General features: G+C 68.4%; 19 protein-coding genes, 1 tRNA gene and 1 pseudogene. 15 read left to right on the forward strand and 6 right to left on the reverse strand.

All coding sequences use genetic code 11. The features are described from left to right. The 8 genes and pseudogenes from MicroSTF_RS06855 (at position 1) to MicroSTF_RS06890 (ending at position 7,488) form a co-directional block, all read left to right on the forward strand. A complete protein-coding gene (locus tag MicroSTF_RS06855) occupies positions 1-1,080 on the forward strand; it encodes a polyprenyl synthetase family protein (RefSeq protein WP_029258656.1) in 1,080 nt (359 codons plus the stop codon). After that, entirely contained in the window at positions 1,077-1,985 is a 909-nt protein-coding gene (locus MicroSTF_RS06860; protein ID WP_322954433.1) for a phytoene/squalene synthase family protein, read from the forward strand. The genes MicroSTF_RS06855 and MicroSTF_RS06860 overlap by 4 nt, the downstream gene beginning before the upstream one ends. Continuing rightward, positions 1,940-3,583 (forward strand): annotated as a pseudogene (gene crtI, locus MicroSTF_RS06865) (phytoene desaturase family protein); the annotation flags it as partial. The gene MicroSTF_RS06860 and the pseudogene crtI, both read left to right, overlap by 46 nt. Further along, positions 3,583-3,930: a lycopene cyclase domain-containing protein gene (locus tag MicroSTF_RS06870; RefSeq protein WP_322954436.1), complete on the forward strand. Its 348-nt coding sequence runs from the start codon at positions 3,583-3,585 to the stop codon at positions 3,928-3,930. The pseudogene crtI and the gene MicroSTF_RS06870, both read left to right, overlap by 1 nt. After that, positions 3,927-4,271 carry a lycopene cyclase domain-containing protein gene (locus tag MicroSTF_RS06875; protein WP_136024159.1) on the forward strand — a complete coding sequence of 115 codons (345 nt, stop codon included), beginning with the start codon at positions 3,927-3,929 and terminating at the stop codon, positions 4,269-4,271. Before MicroSTF_RS06870 ends, MicroSTF_RS06875 begins: the two co-directional genes overlap by 4 nt. Further along, positions 4,268-5,161 carry a prenyltransferase gene (locus tag MicroSTF_RS06880; protein WP_021200003.1) on the forward strand — a complete coding sequence of 298 codons (894 nt, stop codon included), beginning with the start codon at positions 4,268-4,270 and terminating at the stop codon, positions 5,159-5,161. Before MicroSTF_RS06875 ends, MicroSTF_RS06880 begins: the two co-directional genes overlap by 4 nt. A gap of 27 nt (positions 5,162-5,188) precedes the next feature. Beyond that, positions 5,189-7,375, forward strand: coding sequence for an MMPL family transporter (locus MicroSTF_RS06885; RefSeq protein ID WP_167255755.1), 2,187 nt, complete (start codon positions 5,189-5,191; stop codon positions 7,373-7,375). A 40-nt stretch (positions 7,376-7,415) separates the two neighbouring features. Then, positions 7,416-7,488, forward strand: a tRNA-Arg gene (locus tag MicroSTF_RS06890). Positions 7,489-7,534: 46 nt separating this feature from the next. On the opposite strand, the gene MicroSTF_RS06895 is transcribed toward MicroSTF_RS06890, so the two are convergent. From MicroSTF_RS06895 to MicroSTF_RS06905, 3 genes are all read right to left on the reverse strand, one after another. Then, positions 7,535-8,032 (reverse strand): HNH endonuclease, encoded by a 498-nt coding sequence (locus MicroSTF_RS06895; protein ID WP_029258662.1) that lies wholly within the window; start codon positions 8,030-8,032, stop codon positions 7,535-7,537. Between the two features lie 309 nt (positions 8,033-8,341). Further along, positions 8,342-9,163, reverse strand: coding sequence for a M23 family metallopeptidase (locus tag MicroSTF_RS06900; RefSeq protein WP_021200006.1), 822 nt, complete (start codon positions 9,161-9,163; stop codon positions 8,342-8,344). Between the two features lie 286 nt (positions 9,164-9,449). After that, positions 9,450-10,151 carry a metal-dependent transcriptional regulator gene (locus tag MicroSTF_RS06905; protein ID WP_021200007.1) on the reverse strand — a complete coding sequence of 234 codons (702 nt, stop codon included), beginning with the start codon at positions 10,149-10,151 and terminating at the stop codon, positions 9,450-9,452. Positions 10,152-10,251: 100 nt separating this feature from the next. On the opposite strand from MicroSTF_RS06905, the gene serC reads away from it, so the two are divergent. Continuing rightward, complete coding sequence (serC, locus tag MicroSTF_RS06910) at positions 10,252-11,364, forward strand: phosphoserine transaminase (protein ID WP_029258663.1); 1,113 nt, start codon at positions 10,252-10,254, stop codon at positions 11,362-11,364. A gap of 10 nt (positions 11,365-11,374) precedes the next feature. On the opposite strand, the gene MicroSTF_RS06915 is transcribed toward serC, so the two are convergent. Next, positions 11,375-12,010 (reverse strand): DUF3027 domain-containing protein, encoded by a 636-nt coding sequence (locus MicroSTF_RS06915; protein ID WP_322954445.1) that lies wholly within the window; start codon positions 12,008-12,010, stop codon positions 11,375-11,377. After that, the gene (locus MicroSTF_RS06920) at positions 11,994-12,374 is read right to left on the reverse strand and encodes a cold-shock protein (RefSeq protein WP_021200010.1); all 381 of its coding nucleotides are present in this window, start codon (positions 12,372-12,374) and stop codon (positions 11,994-11,996) included. Before MicroSTF_RS06920 ends, MicroSTF_RS06915 begins: the two co-directional genes overlap by 17 nt. 117 nt (positions 12,375-12,491) lie before the next feature. On the opposite strand from MicroSTF_RS06920, the gene MicroSTF_RS06925 reads away from it, so the two are divergent. From MicroSTF_RS06925 to MicroSTF_RS06935, 3 genes are read left to right on the forward strand one after another with little or no spacing between them, the layout of a single operon-like run. Next, entirely contained in the window at positions 12,492-12,767 is a 276-nt protein-coding gene (locus MicroSTF_RS06925) for a hypothetical protein (RefSeq protein ID WP_021200011.1), read from the forward strand. A 10-nt stretch (positions 12,768-12,777) separates the two neighbouring features. Continuing rightward, a complete protein-coding gene (locus MicroSTF_RS06930) occupies positions 12,778-14,487 on the forward strand; it encodes a helicase-associated domain-containing protein (protein ID WP_322954450.1) in 1,710 nt (569 codons plus the stop codon). A 36-nt stretch (positions 14,488-14,523) separates the two neighbouring features. Continuing rightward, a complete protein-coding gene (locus tag MicroSTF_RS06935; RefSeq protein ID WP_292762336.1) occupies positions 14,524-16,164 on the forward strand; it encodes a DNA repair helicase XPB in 1,641 nt (546 codons plus the stop codon). A 10-nt stretch (positions 16,165-16,174) separates the two neighbouring features. On the opposite strand, the gene MicroSTF_RS06940 is transcribed toward MicroSTF_RS06935, so the two are convergent. Further along, a complete protein-coding gene (locus MicroSTF_RS06940) occupies positions 16,175-17,242 on the reverse strand; it encodes a type II CAAX endopeptidase family protein (protein ID WP_322954459.1) in 1,068 nt (355 codons plus the stop codon). 175 nt (positions 17,243-17,417) lie between these two features. Here MicroSTF_RS06940 and MicroSTF_RS06945 point away from each other — a divergent pair, with 175 nt between their 5' ends. The 3 genes from MicroSTF_RS06945 (at position 17,418) to MicroSTF_RS06955 (ending at position 20,295) form a co-directional block, all read left to right on the forward strand. Beyond that, a complete protein-coding gene (locus MicroSTF_RS06945; protein ID WP_021199050.1) occupies positions 17,418-18,110 on the forward strand; it encodes a response regulator transcription factor in 693 nt (230 codons plus the stop codon). Between the two features lie 61 nt (positions 18,111-18,171). After that, positions 18,172-19,866: a sensor histidine kinase gene (locus tag MicroSTF_RS06950; RefSeq protein WP_021199051.1), complete on the forward strand. Its 1,695-nt coding sequence runs from the start codon at positions 18,172-18,174 to the stop codon at positions 19,864-19,866. Positions 19,867-20,007: 141 nt separating this feature from the next. Next, the gene (locus tag MicroSTF_RS06955) at positions 20,008-20,295 is read left to right on the forward strand and encodes a WXG100 family type VII secretion target (protein WP_021199052.1); all 288 of its coding nucleotides are present in this window, start codon (positions 20,008-20,010) and stop codon (positions 20,293-20,295) included. Positions 20,296-20,301 lie beyond the last annotated feature (6 nt).

Genomic DNA, 20,301 nt, shown 5'->3' on the forward strand with positions numbered 1-20,301 from the left:
ATGAGCGTGACGACGACCGAGGAATCGCTCGCGACGCGGATCGAGGAGGCGCTGCGTCATCGATTCTCCGAGAGGAGCGCCGCCGCAGAGCGGTACGGGAACGAGTTCGTGGGGCTGTGGCGGGCCGCGGAGGAGCACGCCCTCGGCGGAAAGCTCATCCGCCCCCGGCTCCTCCTGGATCTGACGCACGCGTTGGCCCCCGCTCCCCTGACCGCCGATGAGACGCGCACGGCCATCGATGTCGCAGCCCATGTCGAGCTTCTCCACTTCGCCTTCCTGCTGCACGACGATGTCATCGACGGCGATCTGATGCGACGACGGCGTCCCAATCTGATCGGTGCGCTCGTCGCCGAGCACGCGGCGCGACCGACCGAAGCCGCCCTGCACTGGGCCCGATCGAGCGCGATCCTGCTCGGAGACCTGCTCCTGTCGTCGGCTGTGCTGGGCTTCGCCCGAGCGGACGTGATGCCCGAAGCCCGCGATCGTCTGCTCGGCCTGCTCGAACAGACCATCTTCGAGACGGTGGCCGGCGAGCACGCCGACGTCGCCCTCAGCGACGGCATCATCGCCCCCGATCTGCGCACGATCCTCTCCACGAGCGCGTACAAGACGTCGACATACTCCTTCGTGCTCCCGCTGCGCGCTGCGGCGGTGCTCGCCGCCTCGTCGGCTGCGACCGAGGAGTATCTCGCCATGATCGGGTTGCACCTCGGCCTCGCCTATCAGCTACAGGATGACCTGCTCTCCGTGTTCGGAGACCCGGAAGAGCACGGCAAGGACCCGTTCTCGGATCTACGCGAAGGCAAGGAGACTGCGATCATCGCCTACGCCCGCATGACGAGCCAGTGGGACGACATCGAACTGCACTTCGGAAGACCGGATCTCAGCCCGACCGACGGTGCCGCTGCCCGTGATCGACTGCGCGAATGCGGCTCGGAGACCTTCGTCCGAGGCTTGGTGCAGGAGCACCTCGATGCCACGGACGCCGCACTCCTCGAAGCGGAAGCCGATGGTCTGCCCCCGGCGGCCGGACAGGTACTGCGCACCCTCGCCTCCCGAGTCGGAAGTCGCAGTCGGTGAACGCGGACGCGGCCGATCGTCGGGACAGCACCGCCCTCCGGCGCTTCAACCGCACGGCGGAGATCGCGACGACCGATGTCATCCGCAGCTATTCGACGTCGTTCGGACTCGCGACCCGTCTTCTGGGACGCCGTCATCGCCAGCACGTCCGCAACATCTATGCGATGGTGCGCATCGCCGATGAGATCGTCGACGGCGTCGCCGCCGAAGCTGGTCTGGACGTGACCGCGCAATCCGCCGCGCTCGACTCCTACATCGCGGAGACGCATCGTTCGATGCGCAGCGGCTACAGCAGCGATCTCATCCTGCATGCGTTCGCGCGGACCGCGCGCGAGTGCGGGATCGGCGAGGACCTGACGCAGCCGTTCTTCGACTCGATGCGCGCAGACATCGACGAAGACGCCGGCTTCGCCGCCTATGACGTCGAAGCCCACGCGGCGTACGTCTACGGCTCCGCCGAAGTCGTCGGTCTCATGTGCCTGCGGGTGTTCCTCCGGAATACCGAACGCGCGCCCGAAGACCTCGCGACGCTGCGGCACGGCGCCCGTCAGCTCGGTGCGGCCTTCCAGAACGTGAACTTCCTGCGCGACCTCGCCGATGACACCGACCGCCTGCACCGCGGCTACCTCGGCGGCGCTGCGCGTCTGACCGATGCCGACCGGGACGCATGGGTGCAGACCGTGTTCCGGCAACTGGCCGACGCGCGTGACGCTATCCCCCTGCTGCCGAAGGACGCCCGCGCGGCGGTGCGCAGCGCCCTGGCTCTGTTCGCCGCTCTGACCCGCCGTGTGGCACAGACCCCCGCCGACGTCCTCTACCGACGCCGGGTACGCGTTCCGGATCCGATCAAAGCCGCTCTCGCCGCGCGGTCCGTGCTCGTCACAGCGATGGAGCGGGACCGATGAGCCGGGTTGTGGTGATCGGTGCCGGAGTCGCCGGTCTCGCGACCGCGGGACTGCTCGCCCGGGACGGGCACGAGGTCGTGATCCTCGAGAAGAACGATCGCGTCGGCGGCCGCGCCGGGACGATCGAACGCGACGGCTTCCGTTTCGACTCCGGGCCGTCCTGGTATCTGATGCCCGAGGTCTTCGACCACTTCTTCGAGATGATGGGCACCACGACCGAGGCGCAGCTCGATCTCATCCCCCTCGATCCGGGATACCGGGTGTTCCGCGACCCGGATGCGGTCGGTGGCGGATCCGGTCCCGTGACCGTCCCCGCAGGACGCGATCAGGTCACTGGACTCTTCGAAGCACTGGAGCCCGGCTCCACGGCGACGCTGGACGCCTACCTCGACTCCGCGCAGCATGCCGGAGCGATGGCGCAGAAGTACTTCCTCTACAACCCCTTCACACGCATGCGTTCGCTCCTCGCCCCCGAGGTCCTCCGAGCACTGCCGCGCCTCTCCGCCCTGCTCGGAACACGCCTGCAGTCCTTCGCGGCCCGGCGCTTCACGCACCCCGTGGTCCGACAGATCCTGGGCTATCCCGCAGTGTTCCTCGGCACCGACCCGCGAAGCGCGCCGGCGATGTACCACCTGATGAGCGCCCTCGATCTCGACCAGGGAGTCAGCTATCCGCAGGGCGGCTTCTGGCGGGTGATCGAGCGGATCGAGGCGCTGGCGCGCGACGCGGGGGTCCGCATCGAGACCGGGGCGGAAGTCACCGGAATCCGCACCCAGGACGGCGGCGACGGTACCTACGTGACCGGCGTGGGCTGGGTCGACGCCTCCGGCTCCACGCACACGGAGAGCGCCGATGTGGTGGTCTCGGCGGCCGATCTGCACCACACGGAGACGGCGCTGCTTCCCCCCTCGCTGCAGACCTACCCCGAGTCGTGGTGGGCACGGCGCACCAGCGGACCGGGCGGAATCCTCGTGATGCTCGGGGTTCGCGGCACACTCCCCGAGCTGCCGCACCACTCCCTGTTCTTCACCGACGACTGGGACGCGAACTTCGACGCGATCTTCGGTGCCACGCCGACCGTTCCCGAGCCGGCATCGATCTACGTGTGCCGGCCGAGCGCAACGGATCCCGACGTGGCCCCTGCCGGCAGCGAGAACCTGTTCGTGCTGATCCCGGTCCCGGCGGACGTCGATCTCGGACACGGCGGACCCGACGGAGCGGGATCGCCCGAGATCGAGCGCGCCGCGGATGCGGCGATCGATCAGATCGCGGCGTGGGCGGGGATCCCCGACCTCCGCGAACGCATCGTCGTGCGCGAGACGACCGGTCCCGCAGACTTCCGCGACGACTATCACTCCTGGCGCGGAGGAATGCTGGGGCCGGCGCACATCCTCTCGCAGAGCGCGATGTTCCGCGCGCAGAACGCTTCTCGGCGCGTGCAGGGCCTGTTCTACGCCGGGGCCACCACCGCGCCCGGCGTCGGTGTCCCGATGTGCCTGATCAGTGCGGAGATCGTCCTCAAGCGCGTCCGCGGCGACCACTCCCCCGGCCCGCTCCCCGTTCCCGGCTCTTCCGCTGCCGTGACGGAGGCGCCCTGATGGGCGCCGTGTATCTGGCGGCTCTCCTCCTGTCGCTGAGCTGCATGCTGCTGCTGGATTGGCGGTTCCGCCTCTTCTTCTGGCGCGACGCGGTGTCGGCCGCGGTCGTCACGGCCGTCGGCCTCGTCTTCTTCCTGCTCTGGGACGTGGCGGGCATCGCCAACGGGATCTTCTTCCGGGGCGAGGGCGCGATCGCGTCGGGTCTGCTCCTGGCCCCCGAGCTTCCCATCGAGGAACCCGTGTTCCTGGTGTTCCTCGTGGTGTGCACCATGGTGATCTACACCGGATCCGCCCGGGTCATCTCCCGACGCCGAGCGCGGCGGCGCGACGAGACGGAGGCATCATGACCTACCTCCAGCTCTCCGCCTGCTTCGTGGCTGTCGCCACGTTGGGCGGAATCGGGCTCGCGCTCGCCTCCCGCACGCGCGGCCCGCGCCCGCTCGCCGTGCTGCTGACCGTGGTCGTGCTGTTCGTGCTCACCGCGGCGTTCGATACCGCGATGATCGCGAGCGGCCTGTTCCACTATGCGCAGGACCCGCTGCTCGGCGTGCACGTCGGCCTGGCTCCGATCGAGGACTTCGCCTATCCGCTCGCGGGGGCGCTGCTCCTCCCGGCCCTGTGGACCGCGATGCGTGCCCGGCGGCGGGCGCAGGATCGTCGACCGATCGATGAGGAGACTTCACGATGAGCACCGCCGCAGCTCCGCCGAGCAGCATCGGACGAGACATCGCCCAGATCATCCTGTCGTCGCGTCCGATCAGCTGGATCAACACCGCCTTCCCCTTCGCCGCCGCCTACCTCCTCAGCACCCGCGAGATCGATCTGACATTCGTGATCGGCACGCTGTACTTCCTGATCCCCTACAACCTCGCGATGTACGGGATCAACGATGTCTTCGACTACGCCTCCGATCTGGCGAACCCGCGCAAGGGCGGCATCGAAGGGGCTCTCCTCGCCCCTCGCATCCATCGAGCGACGCTGTGGACGGCCGCGGCGACCAACATCCCTTTCCTGGTCTACCTCGTCGTGGTGGGAAACCCGGCGTCGTGGCTCTGGCTGACGGTCAGCGTGTTCGCGGTCATCGCCTACTCCGCGCCTGTCCTCCGATTCAAGGAGCGCCCGTTCCTGGATTCCGTCACCTCCAGTACGCACTTCGTGAGCCCCGCCATCGTCGGGCTCGCCCTGGCCGAGGCGCCCGTGACCGTCGGCGCGGCGATCACGCTCGGCGCCTTCTTCCTGTGGGGCATGGCCGCCCACGCCTTCGGAGCCGTGCAGGACATCGGCCCTGACCGGGAAGCCGGGATCTCGTCTATCGCGACGGTCATCGGCGCACGCGCGACGGTGCGACTGTCGGTGTCGCTGTGGGTGATCGCGGGGGCGGCGATGCTGCTGACCCCCTGGCCGGGCACGCTCGCCGCCGCCCTCGCGCTGCCCTACATCGTCAACGCGGCGCCGTGGTGGAACGTGACCGACGAGACCTCCGCCTCCACGAACCGCGCCTGGCGACGTTTCATCGCCCTGAACTACTTCGCCGGCTTCCTCGCGACGATGATCCTCATCCTCGCCTGGATCTCCTGACCCCCAGCTCCGCCCGAAAGGAACCCGATGTCCCGCCCCGATGCCACGCCGACCCCGCCCGCGAGGGAGCGTTCACGACGACACTCCTGGGTGCGGATCTTCCTCCCCGTGGCGCTGATCCTCGTCTGGCTGGTGGGTGCCTCACTCGGAGGGCCCCTGTTCGGCAAGGTCGACGAGGTGTCCTCCAACGAGCAGACGACCTACCTCCCCGAATCGGCGGATGCCACCCAGGTGCAGAAGCTTCTCGGGGAGTTCAACGACAGCGACTCCATCCCGGCGATCGCCGTGTTCACGTCCGACGACGCGCTCACGGCGTCGGAGATCGACGCGATCTCCGACGCCGTCGCGAATGCGCCGAAGGTGGAAGGCGTCGGCGACGAGGTCTCTCCGGCGCTCCCCTCCGATGACGGGCAGGCGGTGCAGGCGTTCATCCCGATCGACGCCGATGCCGAGCTCGCGGACGTGACGACGGCTCTCGGCGAGGAACTGCGCGACGCGGTCCCCGACGGGGTCACCGTGTACATCACAGGACCCGCCGGCTTCAGCGCCGACCTGGTGGCCGGTTTCGCCGGCATCGACGGGCTGCTCCTCGGCGTCGCCCTCCTCGCGGTCCTCGTCATCCTGGTGCTGGTCTACCGATCGTTCCTCCTGCCACTCGTCGTGCTGTCGACGAGCCTGTTCGCCCTCTGCGTGGCTCTGCTCGTGGTGTGGTGGCTGGCGAAGTTCGAGGTGCTGCTGCTCAGCGGTCAGACACAGGGGATCCTCTTCATCCTCGTGATCGGCGCCGCCACCGATTACGCGCTGCTGTTCGTCGCGCGTTTCCGAGAGGAGCTGCGCATCGCGCAGGACAAGGGAACGGCGGTCATGGCGGCATGGAAGGGCTCGGTCGAACCGATCGTCGCCTCGGGCGGCACCGTGATCGCCGGACTCCTCTGTCTGCTGCTCAGCGATCTGAAGTCGAACAGCACCCTGGGGCCGGTCGCGGCGATCGGCATCGTGTTCGCGATGCTCTCGGCTCTCACCCTGTTGCCGTCGCTGCTGCTGCTCTTCGGCCGCGCGGTGTTCTGGCCGCGGCGCCCCCGCTTCGAACCGGAGGTCGTCGCCGCCGAGCACGGCATGCGCACGACGGGCCTGTGGGCACGTCTCGCCGGCCTCATCAAGCGCCGTCCACGGGTGATCTGGATCGTGACGACGCTCGTGCTCCTGGCTGGGGCGGCGGGCATCACCCAGCTCGACGCCGATGGCGTGCCGCAGTCCGACCTGGTGCTCGGCGCGTCGGAGGCCCGCGACGGACAGGTCGCGCTCGGCGAGCACTTCCCCGGTGGATCCGGAAGCCCCGTATACGTGGTGGTGAAGGAGGATCGGCTGCAGGATGCGGCTGACGTCCTGCTCGCGAACGACGGTGTCGACGGGGTCTCCGTGACGGCCGCCGACTCGCCCAGCGGCAGCGCCCCCGTCACCGAGGACGGCATCTCGGCGATCGGAGCACCCGGCACGCCCGCACCCGAGCCGACGACGGTCGACGGAGAGGTGCTCCTGCAGGGCACCCTGACCGATGCCGCCGACTCCGCCGCCGCCGCGTCGACCGTGCGCGAGCTGCGTGGCGAACTCGACGGCATGGGCGCGCTCGTGGGCGGTGTCACGGCCACGTCGATCGACACGAACGATGCATCGATCCACGACCGGAACCTCATCATCCCGGTGATCCTCGTGGTGATCATGTTCATCCTGATGCTGCTGCTGCGGTCGATCCTCGCACCGGTGCTGCTGATCCTCACGACGGTGCTTTCCTTCGGCACGGCGATGGGGGTCTCCGCCCTCGTCTTCAACGGGATCTTCGCGTTCCCTGGCGCCGACCCCGCGGTTCCGCTCTTCGGGTTCGTGTTCCTCGTCGCGCTCGGCATCGACTACAACATCTTCCTCATGACGCGCGTCCGTGAGGAATCGAAGGCGCACGGGACTCGGGAGGGCATCCTGCGTGGGCTCTCGATCACGGGCGGGGTGATCACCTCGGCGGGTCTCGTCCTCGCCGCGACCTTCGCCGCACTGTCGGTGATCCCGATCCTCTTCCTCGTGCAGCTGGCCTTCATCGTGGCCTTCGGCGTGCTCCTCGACACCTTCGTCGTCCGCTCGCTGCTGGTTCCCGCCCTGACCTACGACATCGGCAAAGCCATCTGGTGGCCGTCGAAGCTGTGGCGGCGCGGAGAGGACTGAGACGTGGCGGCGTGCATCCGGTCGCTTAGACTGGGTGCACGCCCTCGTAGCTCAGGGGATAGAGCAGCCCTCTCCTAAAGGGCAGGTCGCAGGTTCGAATCCTGTCGCGGGCACGACGTCGAAGAGGGGCCATCCGAAGGGTGGCCCCTCTTCGACGTCTCAGGCGGCGAGCGCCAGGTAGGGCTCCCACCGTGGATCGCTGCGTTCGGTCCCCCGCACCGTCCAGGCGGTGCCGTGCGGAGGACGCGGAGTGAAGCGCAACTGCCAGCGCATCTCCTGCGGTGTGCGATCGCTCTTGACGTTGTTGCAGCGGAGGCAGCAGGCGACGAGGTTCTCCCAGGAGTCCGCTCCCCCGCGCGAACGCGGCAGCACGTGATCGATCGTCGACGCCGCCTTGCCGCAGTAACCGCAGCGGTGGTTGTCGCGGCGCAGCACACCGCGACGCGTGACCGGCACGCGCCTGCTCGTCGGAACCCGCACATAACGCGCCAGGATGATGACAGCCGGGCGATCGTAGACGCCGTGGGTGCCCCAGACGGGGTCTTCCTCCACGCGTTCGATCACGGTCGCCTTGTCGTTCATCACCAGCACCAGGGCTCGTTTGAACGACACGATCGCGAGCGGTTCGTATCCGGCATTCAGGACCAGTGTGCGCATTCGTCATCCTCTCGATCCGCCGGGACGGCTTCCCGGCACTCTCGACTCACACGAGGTCGTGCAGGAGGCAGATCGAACGCGGGGACGAAAAAAGGCGCCGTCTAAAGACAGCGCCTTTCGCGCACGGCAACGCCGTGGCATCCCTGCGGGCTATGCAGAAGGACGTGACGACCGAGGGCATCCATGGTTCGGATGGTCGGTATTCGCTCCATCAGCCTCTCCCACCTGTACGACAACGGGATCAGGCTAACCCATCCCCCTGGGTGCAGGGCGAAACGGCGGATGAATGGAAGGAGGCGTGTCCGGAAATCAGCCGGCGTTGACGGAGAGCCAGGACATCGGCTCGACGAGTCCGCCGTTGATCCAGACCTCGAAGTGGAGGTGGTTCGCGGTCGAGCGACCGGTGCTGCCGACGTAGCCGATCAGCTGTCCGGCGGAGACCGTCTGGCCGACCTGTACCTGACGCGAACCGTAGAGCATGTGGCCGTACGTGGTCTGCAGACGCTGACCACCCACGACGCTGTCGAGCATCACGGCCACGCCGTAGCCGCCGATGCTCTCTGCGGAGGCGCGGACCACACCGGCGGCAGCCGCATAGATCGGGGTGCCGGCCGGGGCGAGCATGTCGGCACCGTTGTGCCCACCGCCCACGGTACGGCTGACGTTCCACGATCCCATCGGAAGCGGATAGCGCACCTCACCCGATCCCGGCGACGTGAGCGCGTAGCCCGCGGTGTTGAAGCGGGAGGAAGTCGATGCGGTGGAAGCGGCAGCGGCAGCGGCACGGGCGGCAGCAGCCTCTTCTGCCTTCTTCTTCGCGATCTCCTCGGGAGTCGTCGCACTGAACGTGCCGCGAGCGAGCGGCGCCGCGGTGGCCTGGGAGGCGACGACGAGCGACTGTGCGTCGACGGCAGCAAGCTGCTGCACGGTCGTCGGCGCAGCCTCGCTCGGCTTCGACGAGGCGAAAGCGGGCAGGGCGATGCCGGCGACGAGTGCGCCGACGGCCCCGAAGATGGCGATGGATCGGAGTGGCTTGACGGCCTTGCGAGCACTCACCCTCGCGCCGGTGCGGCGGGCGGGTACGCGGTCTTCAGATGTCTTCTTCGCGGGCGGTTCGATGTCTGCGGCCAAAACTTGGTCCTCCTGGGCCCTCACGCTGTTCGGGTCAGCGCTGGCTCGTCGGCACTCTGCTCTCGTGGCACGAATGTAGCTCGGGTACTTTGTGCGTTCCTGCCGTGAAGACGACGAGCCTGGAAGGCGATCTTCGCGGGTTCATCTCCAGCGGGCTTCTTCGCTGGCGACTTGACCGAGGTTACCGGAAGATAACGATCATGTCACCCTGGGAAACTGGCAATCCTCGCAGAAGCCCGCGACGCCCCGTCTCCGTGGCGGTGTCGCACCCGGTTTCCGCGCGGGATCAGGCCGGTTCGCCCACCAGGAAGATGTGCGATGCCAGCTCCACCGGGAGCTCGAGGCCGTCTTCCTTGCCGTCCATCTGGATGAGCACGTAACCCTCGCTGAAGCGGAAGTCGCCGTGCGCTCCGGGAACGACTCCCGCATCGCGCAGCTGCTCGAGAAGCTCGGGGTCGACCTGCGCGGGCTCGGCGAGACGACGGACCGTGCCCTCGACCGGTTCCCCCGCCGCATTGAGACGCTGGACGAGACCGATGACCCCCTCGTCGAAGGTGCGCGCCGGCACGTCGCCGAGCTGGTCGAGACCGGGGATCGGGTTGCCGTACGGCGATTCCGTCGGGTGTCCGAGCAGCTCTACCAGGCGACGTTCCACCTGCTCGCTCATCACGTGCTCCCACCGGCAGGCCTCTTCATGCACGAACGCCCAGTCGAGTCCGATCACATCGGAGAGCAGACGCTCGGCGAGACGGTGCTTGCGCATCACGTCGACCGCCTTGCGACGGCCGGCGTCGGTGAGCTCGAGCGTGCGGTCTTCCGAGACGATGACGAGTCCGTCGCGCTCCATCCGACCGACGGTCTGCGACACGGTCGGCCCCGAGTGGCCGAGGCGCTCGGAGATGCGCGCGCGCAGCGGCACGATGTTCTCCTCCTCGAGTTCGAGGATGGTGCGGAGGTACATCTCCGTGGTGTCGATCAGGTCGGTCATGTGCAGGCCCTCCGAGGTTCTTAGGCAAGCCTACATTCCCGGACCGACATCGGACTCGCTGCGGTCCGGAGACATGCCGGGCGCCCCCTAGAATCGACGCATGGCGATCGAGATTCCCCGTGACCTCCTGCCCATCGACGGCCGCTTCGGCTGCGGTCCCTCGAAGGTGCGCCCTGCGCAGCTCGAGGCGCTGGTCACGTCGGGAGCCTCGATCCTGGGGACATCCCATCGACAGGCGCCCGTGAAGAACCTCGTCGGCAGCATCCGCGAGCAGCTCGCCGCTCTGTTCCGCATTCCCGAGGGATACGAGATCATCCTGGGCAACGGCGGATCGACGGCCTTCTGGGACGCTGCGGCCTTCGGCCTCATCGAGCAGCGCAGCCAGAACCTCGTCTTCGGCGAGTTCGGCGGGAAGTTCGCCGCTTCCGCAGGCGCCCCCTGGCTCGAGGCGCCCGATGTGCGCAAGGCCGAGCCCGGTTCGCTCACCGTCGCCGAGGTCGTGGAGGGCGTGGATGTGTACGCCTGGCCGCACAACGAGACCTCGACCGGCGTCGCCGCTCCGATCCAGCGCATCGCCGCCGACGGCGCCCTGACCGTCATCGATGCGACGAGTGCCGCGGGAGGCATCGACTTCGACGCCGCTCAGGCCGACGTGTACTACTTCGCGCCGCAGAAGAACCTCGGCTCCGACGGCGGCCTGTGGTTCGCCGCGGTCTCGCCGGCTGCCGTCGAGCGCATCGAGCGCATCGCGGCATCGGGTCGCTACATCCCGGAGTTCCTGAGCCTGAAGAACGCGGTCGACAACTCGCGCCTCAACCAGACGCTGAACACCCCCGCGCTCACGACCCTGCACCTCCTCGACAACCAGCTCCGCTGGATCCTCGACAACGGCGGGCTCGGCTGGGCGGCTGCACGCACCTCCGAGTCGTCTTCGGTTCTGTACGACTGGGCCGAGGCGTCTTCGGTCGCCACGCCCTTCGTCACGGACGCGTCGCACCGCTCCCCCGTGGTCGCGACGATCGACTTCGACGACAGCATCGACGCCGCGGCGATCGCCAAGGCCCTCCGCGCCAACGGCATCGTCGACACGGAGCCGTATCGGAAGCTCGGGCGCAACCAGCTGCGGGTGGCGACGTTCGTCTCGATCGAGCCGGATGACGTGCGCCAGCTGACCCGATCGATCGAGTATGTCCTGGAGAACCTGGGCGCCTGAGCGCCCGGCGTCACTCCTCCTCGTCGACCTCGCCGGCGTCCTCATCGAGGGCGTCGGCGTCGTCGTCGGACTCTTCGTCTTCCGACTCTTCGTCTTCCGACTCTTCGTCTTCCGACTCTTCGTCGTCGGCGGCGCCCTCATCGAGTTCGTCGATATCGACGCCGTCCAGGTCGCCGGCGTGCAGGATGTCGGCCTCACCGTCGTCATCGTCATCGTCATCGTCATCGTCGAGGTCGTCGTCCTCGAGGACACCGTCCTCGTCGGCGTCGAGCGCTACCTCGCCGACCGCATCGTCCCCGGCGGCCGCGGCCGCCTCGGCGAGTTCGACCTGATGCGCGCGGTACTCGGCGAGACGCTCGGCCCACGGCACCCACTCCGGGGCCAGGAGAGCGCCGTCACCCGGAAGGAGCTCGACCTCGAGTACCGTCGGCTCCTCGCCTTCGACGCGAGCGACGGTCACCGTCCAGTACCACCCCGGGTAGCCGGCGAGCCGGTTCTCGAAGCGCAGCGACACCGACCCGTCGTCCTCGGCGAGATATCCGGCGGCGGGGCCGACGGTGGACGCCGGAGTGATCTCGGCCAGCGCGGCCAGCGCGAGATCATGGGCGTCGAGGAGACGCGCGTCGGCGTCAGGCTTCGAGGTCATCAGCGACCTTGCGCAGGACGGCCGCGATCTTGCGACCCTGAGCGGAGGAGGGGTAGCGTCCACGGCGCAGATCCCCGCCGATGCCGTCGAGGAGCTTCACGAGGTCCTCGACGATGATGGCCATGTCGTCAGCCGGCTTGCGCTTGGCCTTCGAGAGGCTGGGCGGCGCTTCGAGCACACGTACCGACAGCGCCTGCAGCCCGCGCTTGCCGTCGGCCACGCCGAACTCCACGCGCGCACCGGCCTTCACCGCGGTGCCGGCAGGCATCGCGGAGGCGTGCAGGAAGACGTCCTGGCCGTCATCGCTGGCGATGAAGCCGAAACCCTTGTCTTCGTCGTAGAACCTGACCTTGCCGGTGGGCATGGGAGAACCTCGCTGAGATCGATATGCAGAACAGTGGACGCGCTCGTGCGCGTGCCCCCAGCCTACCGGTCGCGGCGCGCGCAGAGCAGAAGCCTCAGTGCGAGTAGGCTGATGCGGATGAGCACGCAGAACTCGGAACCGGAGGTTCCCATCCGCCGGCTGGATCGCATCCTGGCGTTCACCGCGCTCGGAATCGCCGCAGCGTCGGTGGTGTGCTTCTTCGCGATCATCATCGGCACGGCGCTCGGGATGGGGCAGGCCGCATTCGGCGAGGGTATCTGGCCCGTGATCGCCGCGATCCCCTATTGGGGACTGCCGGTGGCGTTCCTCATGATCATCACGCTCCTGACGATGAGCTTCATCCGGAAGGGCCGCGCGTCGTCGCGTTCCTGAGGCCACGCCCATGAGCACCCACGCGCGACCGCTGGCCGATTGGCTGGCGGCGGCGCGCGACGAAGACCTCCTCCGCCTCTTCGCGGCACGGGCCGTGCGCGCCGACGCCCCGTGGCACGACTTCTTCGACGCCGCCGAGGCACTGCTCGATCCGGCGTCGCTGTCGCGTGTCCTGCCCGCGCTCACGGCATCCGAAGCGCGCGCGTTGCTCGACGCCGCGTCCGGCGGCGAAGCCGGGCAGGACCGGGAACAGCTGACGGCGCTCGCACTGCTCCGCCCGGACGGCACCCCCTATCCACCGGTCGTGACCGCGATCGCCGGGCGCTCGATCCCCCTCCCGCCCGCCGCGGCACCGGCGTCTCCGTCCTCGGAGACCGCCGCGGCGCACGCGGCCGAGCGCGCCTTCACGACAGTGGCCGTCCTCGCCGACCTGCTCCTGATCGCGAGGGAGAGCCCCTTCGCCCTCCTCACCGGCGGCGGCGTCAGCGCGGGTGAGAAGCGCCAGCTGGCGGAGGCCGGCGTCCCCACCGAGATCGTCGACACCCTCGCCGCGATCGCCCTCCAGGCCGGGCTCGCCGTGTCCGCGGACCGGCGGCTGCGATCGAGCCAGTCCGCAGAGGAATGGCTGCGTTCGTCGGCAGCGGACCGATGGGCTGTCTTGGTCACCGCATTCCGGGACGCCCTTCCCCGTGGTGTCCGTTCCGCAGGCGGCGGATGGGTTCCTCCGGAGGCCTGGCCGTTCGCCCACCCCTGGGATCCCACCTGGGCCGAGCGTGCGCACGTCCTGCAGGATGCGGCCGCGCTCCTCGGCCTGATCGCCGAAGACGGCACCGAACCCGCATGGGCGGTGAGCCTGCGACGCGGAGGCGACGCGGAGGCCGAGGCTCTCGCGCGACTGCTGCCGGCCGAGGTCGATCGCATCTTCCTGCAGAACGACCTGACCGCGATCGCACCGGGTCCGCTGCAGCCGGCGCTGGATGTGCGGCTGCGCACGATCGCCGCCCGTGAGTCCGCGGCTCAGGCGTCGTCGTACCGTTTCACCTCCGAGTCCGTGGCGCACGCGTTCGTCGCCGGCGAGACCGAGGCGTCGATCCTCGATTTCCTCACCTCCGTCTCCCTCACGGGAATCCCGCAGCCCCTCGGCTACCTGATCGCGCAGACAGCGCAGCGTCACGGACTGGTCCGCGTCGCGACGGACGACGAGACCGGCCGCACGCGGATCGAGAGCTCCGACGCTCACCTCATCCAGGCGATGGCGGTGGACCAGTCGCTGCGTCCGCTGGCCCTGTCGGCGCATCTCGATTCCCTGACCACACGCGTCGGACGCGACACGGTGTACTGGGCTCTCACAGACGCGCGGTACCCCGCGACGCTCGTCGGCCCCGACGGATCCCTCCTGGTGCGGGAGCGCCACCCCGCTCCCCCTGCCCCCGCTCCGAGCGGAGACTCCACCGACCTCATGCCGCTGATCACGCGGCTCCGGTCCCACCAGGGGCCCGATGCCGACGCCGCGTGGCTCGACCGCGAGCTCGAAGCGGCCGTGCGGGCGAAGTCGGTCCTCGAAGTCACGGTGGGGATGCCGGACGGGTCCACCCGACAACTCCTCCTGGAAGCGACCGGGATGGGCGGTGGCCGACTCCGCGGGCGCGACCGTGCAGCCGATGTCGAACGGACACTTCCCGTGTCGAGCATCCTCACAGCGACGATCGTCGCGTCATAGGCCTCGCACCCCGCACGACCGCTAAACTGGTGAGCTATGTCTGATGGCCCCCTGATCGTCCAGAGCGATCGCACCGTGCTGCTCGAAGTCGCCCATGCCGATGCCGAGAGCGCCCGGCATGAACTGGCGATCTTCGCCGAACTGGAACGGGCTCCCGAGCACATCCACACGTACCGGATCACGCGTCTGGGTCTGTGGAACGCCCGCGCCGCAGGGCACACCGCCGAGGACATGCTCGAGACTCTGGACCGCTGGTCGCGCTTCCCGGTGCCACCCTCGGTTTCCGTCGATCTGCGCGAGACCGTCAACCGTTACGGGCGTCTGGTCATCGAACGCGATGAGGAGGGAACGCTCATCCTGCGCTCCTCCGACCCCGCGGTGCTGGCGCAGGTCGCGAACAACAAGCGCATCCAGCCGCTGCTCATCGGGCACCCGACACCGGAGACGTTCGTCGTCGATGCCTGGGCGCGCGGGCAGATCAAACAGGAGCTGTTGAAGATCGGCTGGCCCGCCGAAGACCTCGCCGGATACACCCCGGGCACCCCGCACGAGATCGACCTCGCCGAGGACGGCTGGCACATCCGTCCCTACCAGCAGGATGCCGTTGACGCCTTCGCGAAGGACGGATCGGGCGTGGTCGTGCTGCCCTGCGGTGCCGGCAAGACGATCGTGGGCGCCGGCGCGATGGCCGCGACCAAGACGACGACGCTGATCCTCGTCACGAACACGGTGTCGGCGCGGCAGTGGCGCGACGAACTGCTCAAGCGCACCAGTCTGACCCCCGAGGAGATCGGCGAGTACTCGGGCCAGGCGAAAGAGGTCAAGCCCGTCACCATCGCGACATACCAGATCCTCACCGCGAAGCGCAAAGGCGAGTACGCCCACCTGGCGTTGCTCGACGCGCTCGACTGGGGGCTCATCGTGTACGACGAGGTCCACCTGCTCCCCGCGCCGGTTTTCAAGCTGACCGCCGACCTGCAGGCGCGCCGCCGCATCGGCCTCACCGCCACCCTCGTGCGCGAGGACGGTCGCGAGGGCGACGTCTTCAGCCTGATCGGCCCGAAGCGCTTCGACGCCCCCTGGAAGCAGATCGAAGCGCAGGGCTTCATCTCCCCCGCCGCCTGCTACGAGGTGCGCGTCGATCTGCCGCCGGACGACCGGCTCGAGTACGCCGCGGCGACCGACGATGAGCGGTATCGTCTCGCGGCGTCCGCCCCGGCGAAGGTCCAGGCCGTGCGCGAGCTCATCGCGAAGCACGAGGGCGAACGCATCCTCGTGATCGGGCAGTACCTCGATCAGCTCGAGTCGCTCTCCGAGGCCCTGAACGCCCCGCAGATCACCGGCGCGACCCCGGTCGACGAGCGCGAAGAGCTCTACCGTGCGTTCCGTGAAGGCGACATCTCGCTGCTCGTGGTGTCGAAGGTGGCGAACTTCTCGATCGACCTCCCCGAGGCTTCCGTCGCGATCCAGGTGTCCGGGTCGTTCGGATCGCGTCAGGAGGAAGCCCAGCGTCTGGGCCGCCTGCTGCGCCCGAAGCAGTCGGGCCACACCGCGAGCTTCTACACCCTCGTGGCCCGCGACACCATCGACCAGGACTACGCCCAGAACCGTCAGCGCTTCCTGGCCGAGCAGGGCTACAGCTACACGATCATGGACTCGGACGCGATCGCCGCCTGACCTCGGGAGATCATGCTCCGGTGGTGCGGCCGTGCAGTACGCCGCCCAGTCGATGGGTTCCGAGCACTCCGGCCGGCGCTGATGCGGCCCGGGCCGTGCGTGCGATCCCGAGCCTTGCAGCCCAGCGGTCGGCGAGCAGGGCGTAGACGACCATGGCCAGTGCCGAGGCGAGCAGGTCGACGGCGGTCCCCGAAGTCGCGTTGGCATCGACCAGCGTGACGGATCCGAGCAGGAAGATGAGCACGTTGTTGACGATGTGCAGGGAGATCGCGGCTTCGAGTCCCCCCGTACGCCAGGTCAGCCAGGCGGCGACGATCGCGAACATGCCCACGCTCGCCGCGCCCCAGATGTCGTAGCCGTGACCGAGCACGAACAGCGGCACGGGCAGCAGGATCGCGAAGGCGGGATGACGGAGCCAGCTCCCGACCAACTGCATCAGGTATCCGCGGAACACATACTCCTCCGCGGCGGCTTGAAAAGGGATGAGCAGCAGCACGAGCAGCACCATCGTCCAGAGCCTGGGGTGGGAGAAGTCCGCGACGACCGCATCGCCGCTCAGGGCCGACCAGCCCAGCACCACAGCGAAGTAGACGGCGAACACGGCGAGCGCCAGCAGCAGGCTCTTTCCGAGCCACCCCATCCGCAGCCGTCCGGTGACCGACGACAGCAGCCCCACACCGCGACCCTCCACCATGCGCGAGGCCAGCAGCAGTGCGGGGATCATCAGGATCAGCGGCAGCACCAGTGCGACGAGCAGCCACGGCCGGTCGAGGTCGAAGAACTGCGAGGTGGTGAGGAGCGTCTGCGATTCGACACCCCACCCGGGGACGAACATCGACACGATGGCCAACGGCACGATCACGATCACGAGGATCGCGACGTAGAGGGTGATGCCGACGAGTCCGGTCAGCAGCATGCGCCACCAGCGATACCGCGGACGCAGATGCGCCAGCCGATGATAGGCGACCTGATCGACATCAGGCGCGTCCGGCAGGGTGACGGTGCTTCCGGGGGCTTCAGGGCTTCCGGGGGCTTCAGGGCTTCCGGGGGCGACGGTGACGTCCTCGTTCCAGCTCATGCATCGATCCTCCCCCGTGCACCTGTGCGGCGCATCCACCCCCGGGACGATCTCGCTCCTACGGACTGTGCACACAGCATCGGAGGATGCGTGCGCACGCTTCCCGAAGGGGCGACTCCACGCCGTTCCGCACAATAGTCAGCATCCCCATGGCCGAAGTCACCATAATGGGGACATGACTGCTCCGCGCATCCTGGTCGTCGACGACGAACCCAACATCCGCGACCTGCTCTCCACGGGTCTCAGCTTCGCCGGATTCCAGGTGAAGACGGTCGCCAACGGCGCCGCCACGATCTCGGCCGTCCTCGAAGAGGAACCCGACCTCATCATCCTGGACGTCATGCTGCCCGACATGAACGGGTTCAGCGTGACCAAGCGCCTCCGCGGTGCGGGATTCACGGCGCCCATCCTGTTCCTCACGGCGAAGGACGGCACCGAGGACAAGATCGAGGGACTCAACGCGGGTGGCGACGACTACGTCACCAAGCCCTTCAGCCTCGACGAGATCGTCGCCAGGGCTCAGGCCATCCTCCGCCGTACGATGCAGGCCGACGAGGAGTCGATCATCCGCGCCGGCGAGCTGTCCATGGACCAGGACACGCACGACGTTCATGTCGGCAAGGAACCGATCGAGCTGAGCCCGACCGAGTTCAAGCTGCTGCGCTACCTGATGCTCAACCCCAACCGCGTGCTGTCGAAGGCGCAGATCCTCGACCACGTGTGGGAGTACGACTTCAACGGTGACGCCGGCATCGTCGAGAGCTACATCTCCTACCTGCGTCGCAAGATCGACCCGCACACCGAGGAGTCGCTCATCCAGACCAAGCGCGGCTTCGGCTACATGCTGAAGGTCGGCAAGACGGTCTGACGACCACCGCACCACCAACGACGCCGCCTCGCGGCGCAGTCGCCGCACCGGGGAGGACCGCATGGCGCACAAGCCCGATGCGGTCACCGGCTGGTGGCGGCGCATCAGCCTTCGGGCCAAGGTCACCGGCGTCACGGTGGCGGTGCTGGCGCTCGGGCTGCTCGTCGCGGGTATCGGCACGGTGCCGATCCTGCGCAACGCCCTGGTCGCGAACATCGATGCCCAGTTGCCCGCCCTGGTCTCGAGCGATCTCGTCGACCGCTACTTCGACACGGTGACGGTCGACGGCGTCACCACCTACAGCCCGCGCGATGAGCAGCCTCGAGACTTCTCCTTCGCGATCTACGATGCGACGGGTGAACTCCGCGCCACGGCACGAGGCACTTCAGGCCAGGCGCCTCTCTTCCCCTCGCAGTACTCGCTCGCGAAGGCGACCGCCAACACGGATCAGATCCCGCTCGAGATGACGGGAGCCGAAGGCGAGCTGTTCCACGCGGCGGTCGCCGTCGTCCCCTCGGAAGGCGGTGTCCTGCGCATCCAGTTGGTCGCTCTTCCTCTCGCACCCGCCGATCGCATCATCAGCCAGTACTTCGGCATCTACATCTCGATCGCCCTGATCACGATCCTGATCGCCGCGCTGCTGACGCGCGGGCTCGTGACACTCACGTTCCGCAGGCTCGGTCAGGTCGAGGCCACCGCCATGTCGATCGCGGCCGGCGACTTCCGGCAGCGGCTGACCGACCTCGAGCCCACCACCGAGGTCGGCCGGCTGAACACCGCCATCAACACGATGCTCGACCGGGTCGATCGCTCGCTCGCACAGCGGGACCGCACCGTGCAGCACATGCGGCGCTTCATCGGCGATGCGAGCCACGAGCTGCGCACCCCCCTGGTGAGCGTGCGCGGCTACGCGGAGCTCTACCGCATGGGCGCGATCAAGGGCGAGGAGGACACGGCGCGGGCCATGGAGCGCATCGAGAAGGAAGCGATCAGGATGGGGGTCCTGGTGGAGGACCTCCTCGCTCTCGCCCGGCTCGACGAGGAGCGCGAACCGGAGATCGTCCCCCTCGACCTACGGCCGATCGCGCGGGATGCAGCGCTCGATCTGCGTGCCGCGGCCCCCGGCCGGACCGTGACGGTGATCGACCGCACCGCGGACAGCAAGACCGCGGTACCTTTGCACGAAATCCCACCTCTCCAACCACCGCAGCCGCCGACGCCGCGAGGCCTCTCCCGAGCCACGCTCTCGCGTCTTCGCCGACGCCCTCGGCAGCCGGACCAGACTCCCGCGATCGACTTCACCGAAGTTCCCGATCTGCCCGTGCGCACCCCGCCGATCGTGCTCGGCGAAGAGAACAAGGTCCGCCAGGTCGTCACGAATCTCCTGGGCAATGCGCGCCGCTTCTCCCCCGAGGACGGGCCGATCGAGATCGTGGTCGACTCCGACCGGGCGGCCGGCACCGCGAGCATCGCGATCGTCGATCACGGCGAGGGCATCCCGCCGCAGATCCGGGAGCAGATCTTCGAACGCTTCTGGCGTGCCGACACCTCCCGCGCGCGGGAGACCGGAGGCTCCGGCCTCGGACTCGCGATCGTCGCGTCGATCCTGAAAGCGCTCCACGGCGGCGTCGATGTATCGGAGACTCCGGGTGGGGGTGCGACGTTCACTGTGACTCTCCCGCTCGCACCGGCGCGCGCCACGCCTGCGCATCTCCTCGAAGACACGCAGCCTCTGGATCGACTCGACCTGCCGTAGCGGCCGTTCCGACGCCGGGCGCTCTCTGCACCGCCTGCCCGGCTGCCCCGTTGCTCACAGCGCACGGGATGACAGCGACCCGGAGAGGATACGGACGCCGACGCTCGCTTAGCCTCGGAACCCCTACGAGAAGGAGTTCCCATGTCTGTCTTCACCGTCGACACCGAGGCCGTCTACGCGGCCCACGGCGCCACCCGCGCAACGATCGAGCGCTTGCAGGGCGAGTCCGCGACTCTGATGGCGCAGCTCCGACAGCTGCAGTCGACGTGGTCCGGCACGGCATCCCATGCTTTCCAGACGTGCGCCGAGCAGTGGCAGGGCGCGCAGCTCCATGTGGAGCAGGTGCTCGAATCGATCGGAACGTCGCTCGGCGCGGTCGCGACCCAGTACGCAGACGCCGATCAGTACTCGGCCAGCCTGTTCCGCTGACGCACA

It is taken from the genome of Microbacterium sp. STF-2, assembly GCF_034650155.1.
GTDB classification, from domain to species: domain Bacteria; phylum Actinomycetota; class Actinomycetes; order Actinomycetales; family Microbacteriaceae; genus Microbacterium; species Microbacterium maritypicum_A.

Excerpts from the sequence above, each read along its gene's own strand:
- MicroSTF_RS06855 (WP_029258656.1), top strand. The coding sequence starts at position 1 with ATGAGCGTGACGACGACCGAGGAATCGCTCGCGACGCGGATCGAGGAG.
- MicroSTF_RS06870 (WP_322954436.1), top strand. The coding sequence starts at position 3,583 with ATGGGCGCCGTGTATCTGGCGGCTCTCCTCCTGTCGCTGAGCTGCATG.
- MicroSTF_RS06875 (WP_136024159.1), top strand. The coding sequence starts at position 3,927 with ATGACCTACCTCCAGCTCTCCGCCTGCTTCGTGGCTGTCGCCACGTTG.
- MicroSTF_RS06880 (WP_021200003.1), top strand. The coding sequence starts at position 4,268 with ATGAGCACCGCCGCAGCTCCGCCGAGCAGCATCGGACGAGACATCGCC.
- MicroSTF_RS06885 (WP_167255755.1), top strand. The coding sequence starts at position 5,189 with ATGTCCCGCCCCGATGCCACGCCGACCCCGCCCGCGAGGGAGCGTTCA.
- MicroSTF_RS06895 (WP_029258662.1), bottom strand. The coding sequence starts at position 8,032 with ATGCGCACACTGGTCCTGAATGCCGGATACGAACCGCTCGCGATCGTG.
- MicroSTF_RS06905 (WP_021200007.1), bottom strand. The coding sequence starts at position 10,151 with ATGACCGACCTGATCGACACCACGGAGATGTACCTCCGCACCATCCTC.
- serC (WP_029258663.1), top strand. The coding sequence starts at position 10,252 with ATGGCGATCGAGATTCCCCGTGACCTCCTGCCCATCGACGGCCGCTTC.
- MicroSTF_RS06915 (WP_322954445.1), bottom strand. The coding sequence starts at position 12,010 with ATGACCTCGAAGCCTGACGCCGACGCGCGTCTCCTCGACGCCCATGAT.
- MicroSTF_RS06920 (WP_021200010.1), bottom strand. The coding sequence starts at position 12,374 with ATGCCCACCGGCAAGGTCAGGTTCTACGACGAAGACAAGGGTTTCGGC.
- MicroSTF_RS06925 (WP_021200011.1), top strand. The coding sequence starts at position 12,492 with ATGAGCACGCAGAACTCGGAACCGGAGGTTCCCATCCGCCGGCTGGAT.
- MicroSTF_RS06930 (WP_322954450.1), top strand. The coding sequence starts at position 12,778 with ATGAGCACCCACGCGCGACCGCTGGCCGATTGGCTGGCGGCGGCGCGC.
- MicroSTF_RS06935 (WP_292762336.1), top strand. The coding sequence starts at position 14,524 with ATGTCTGATGGCCCCCTGATCGTCCAGAGCGATCGCACCGTGCTGCTC.
- MicroSTF_RS06940 (WP_322954459.1), bottom strand. The coding sequence starts at position 17,242 with ATGAGCTGGAACGAGGACGTCACCGTCGCCCCCGGAAGCCCTGAAGCC.
- MicroSTF_RS06945 (WP_021199050.1), top strand. The coding sequence starts at position 17,418 with ATGACTGCTCCGCGCATCCTGGTCGTCGACGACGAACCCAACATCCGC.
- MicroSTF_RS06950 (WP_021199051.1), top strand. The coding sequence starts at position 18,172 with ATGGCGCACAAGCCCGATGCGGTCACCGGCTGGTGGCGGCGCATCAGC.
- MicroSTF_RS06955 (WP_021199052.1), top strand. The coding sequence starts at position 20,008 with ATGTCTGTCTTCACCGTCGACACCGAGGCCGTCTACGCGGCCCACGGC.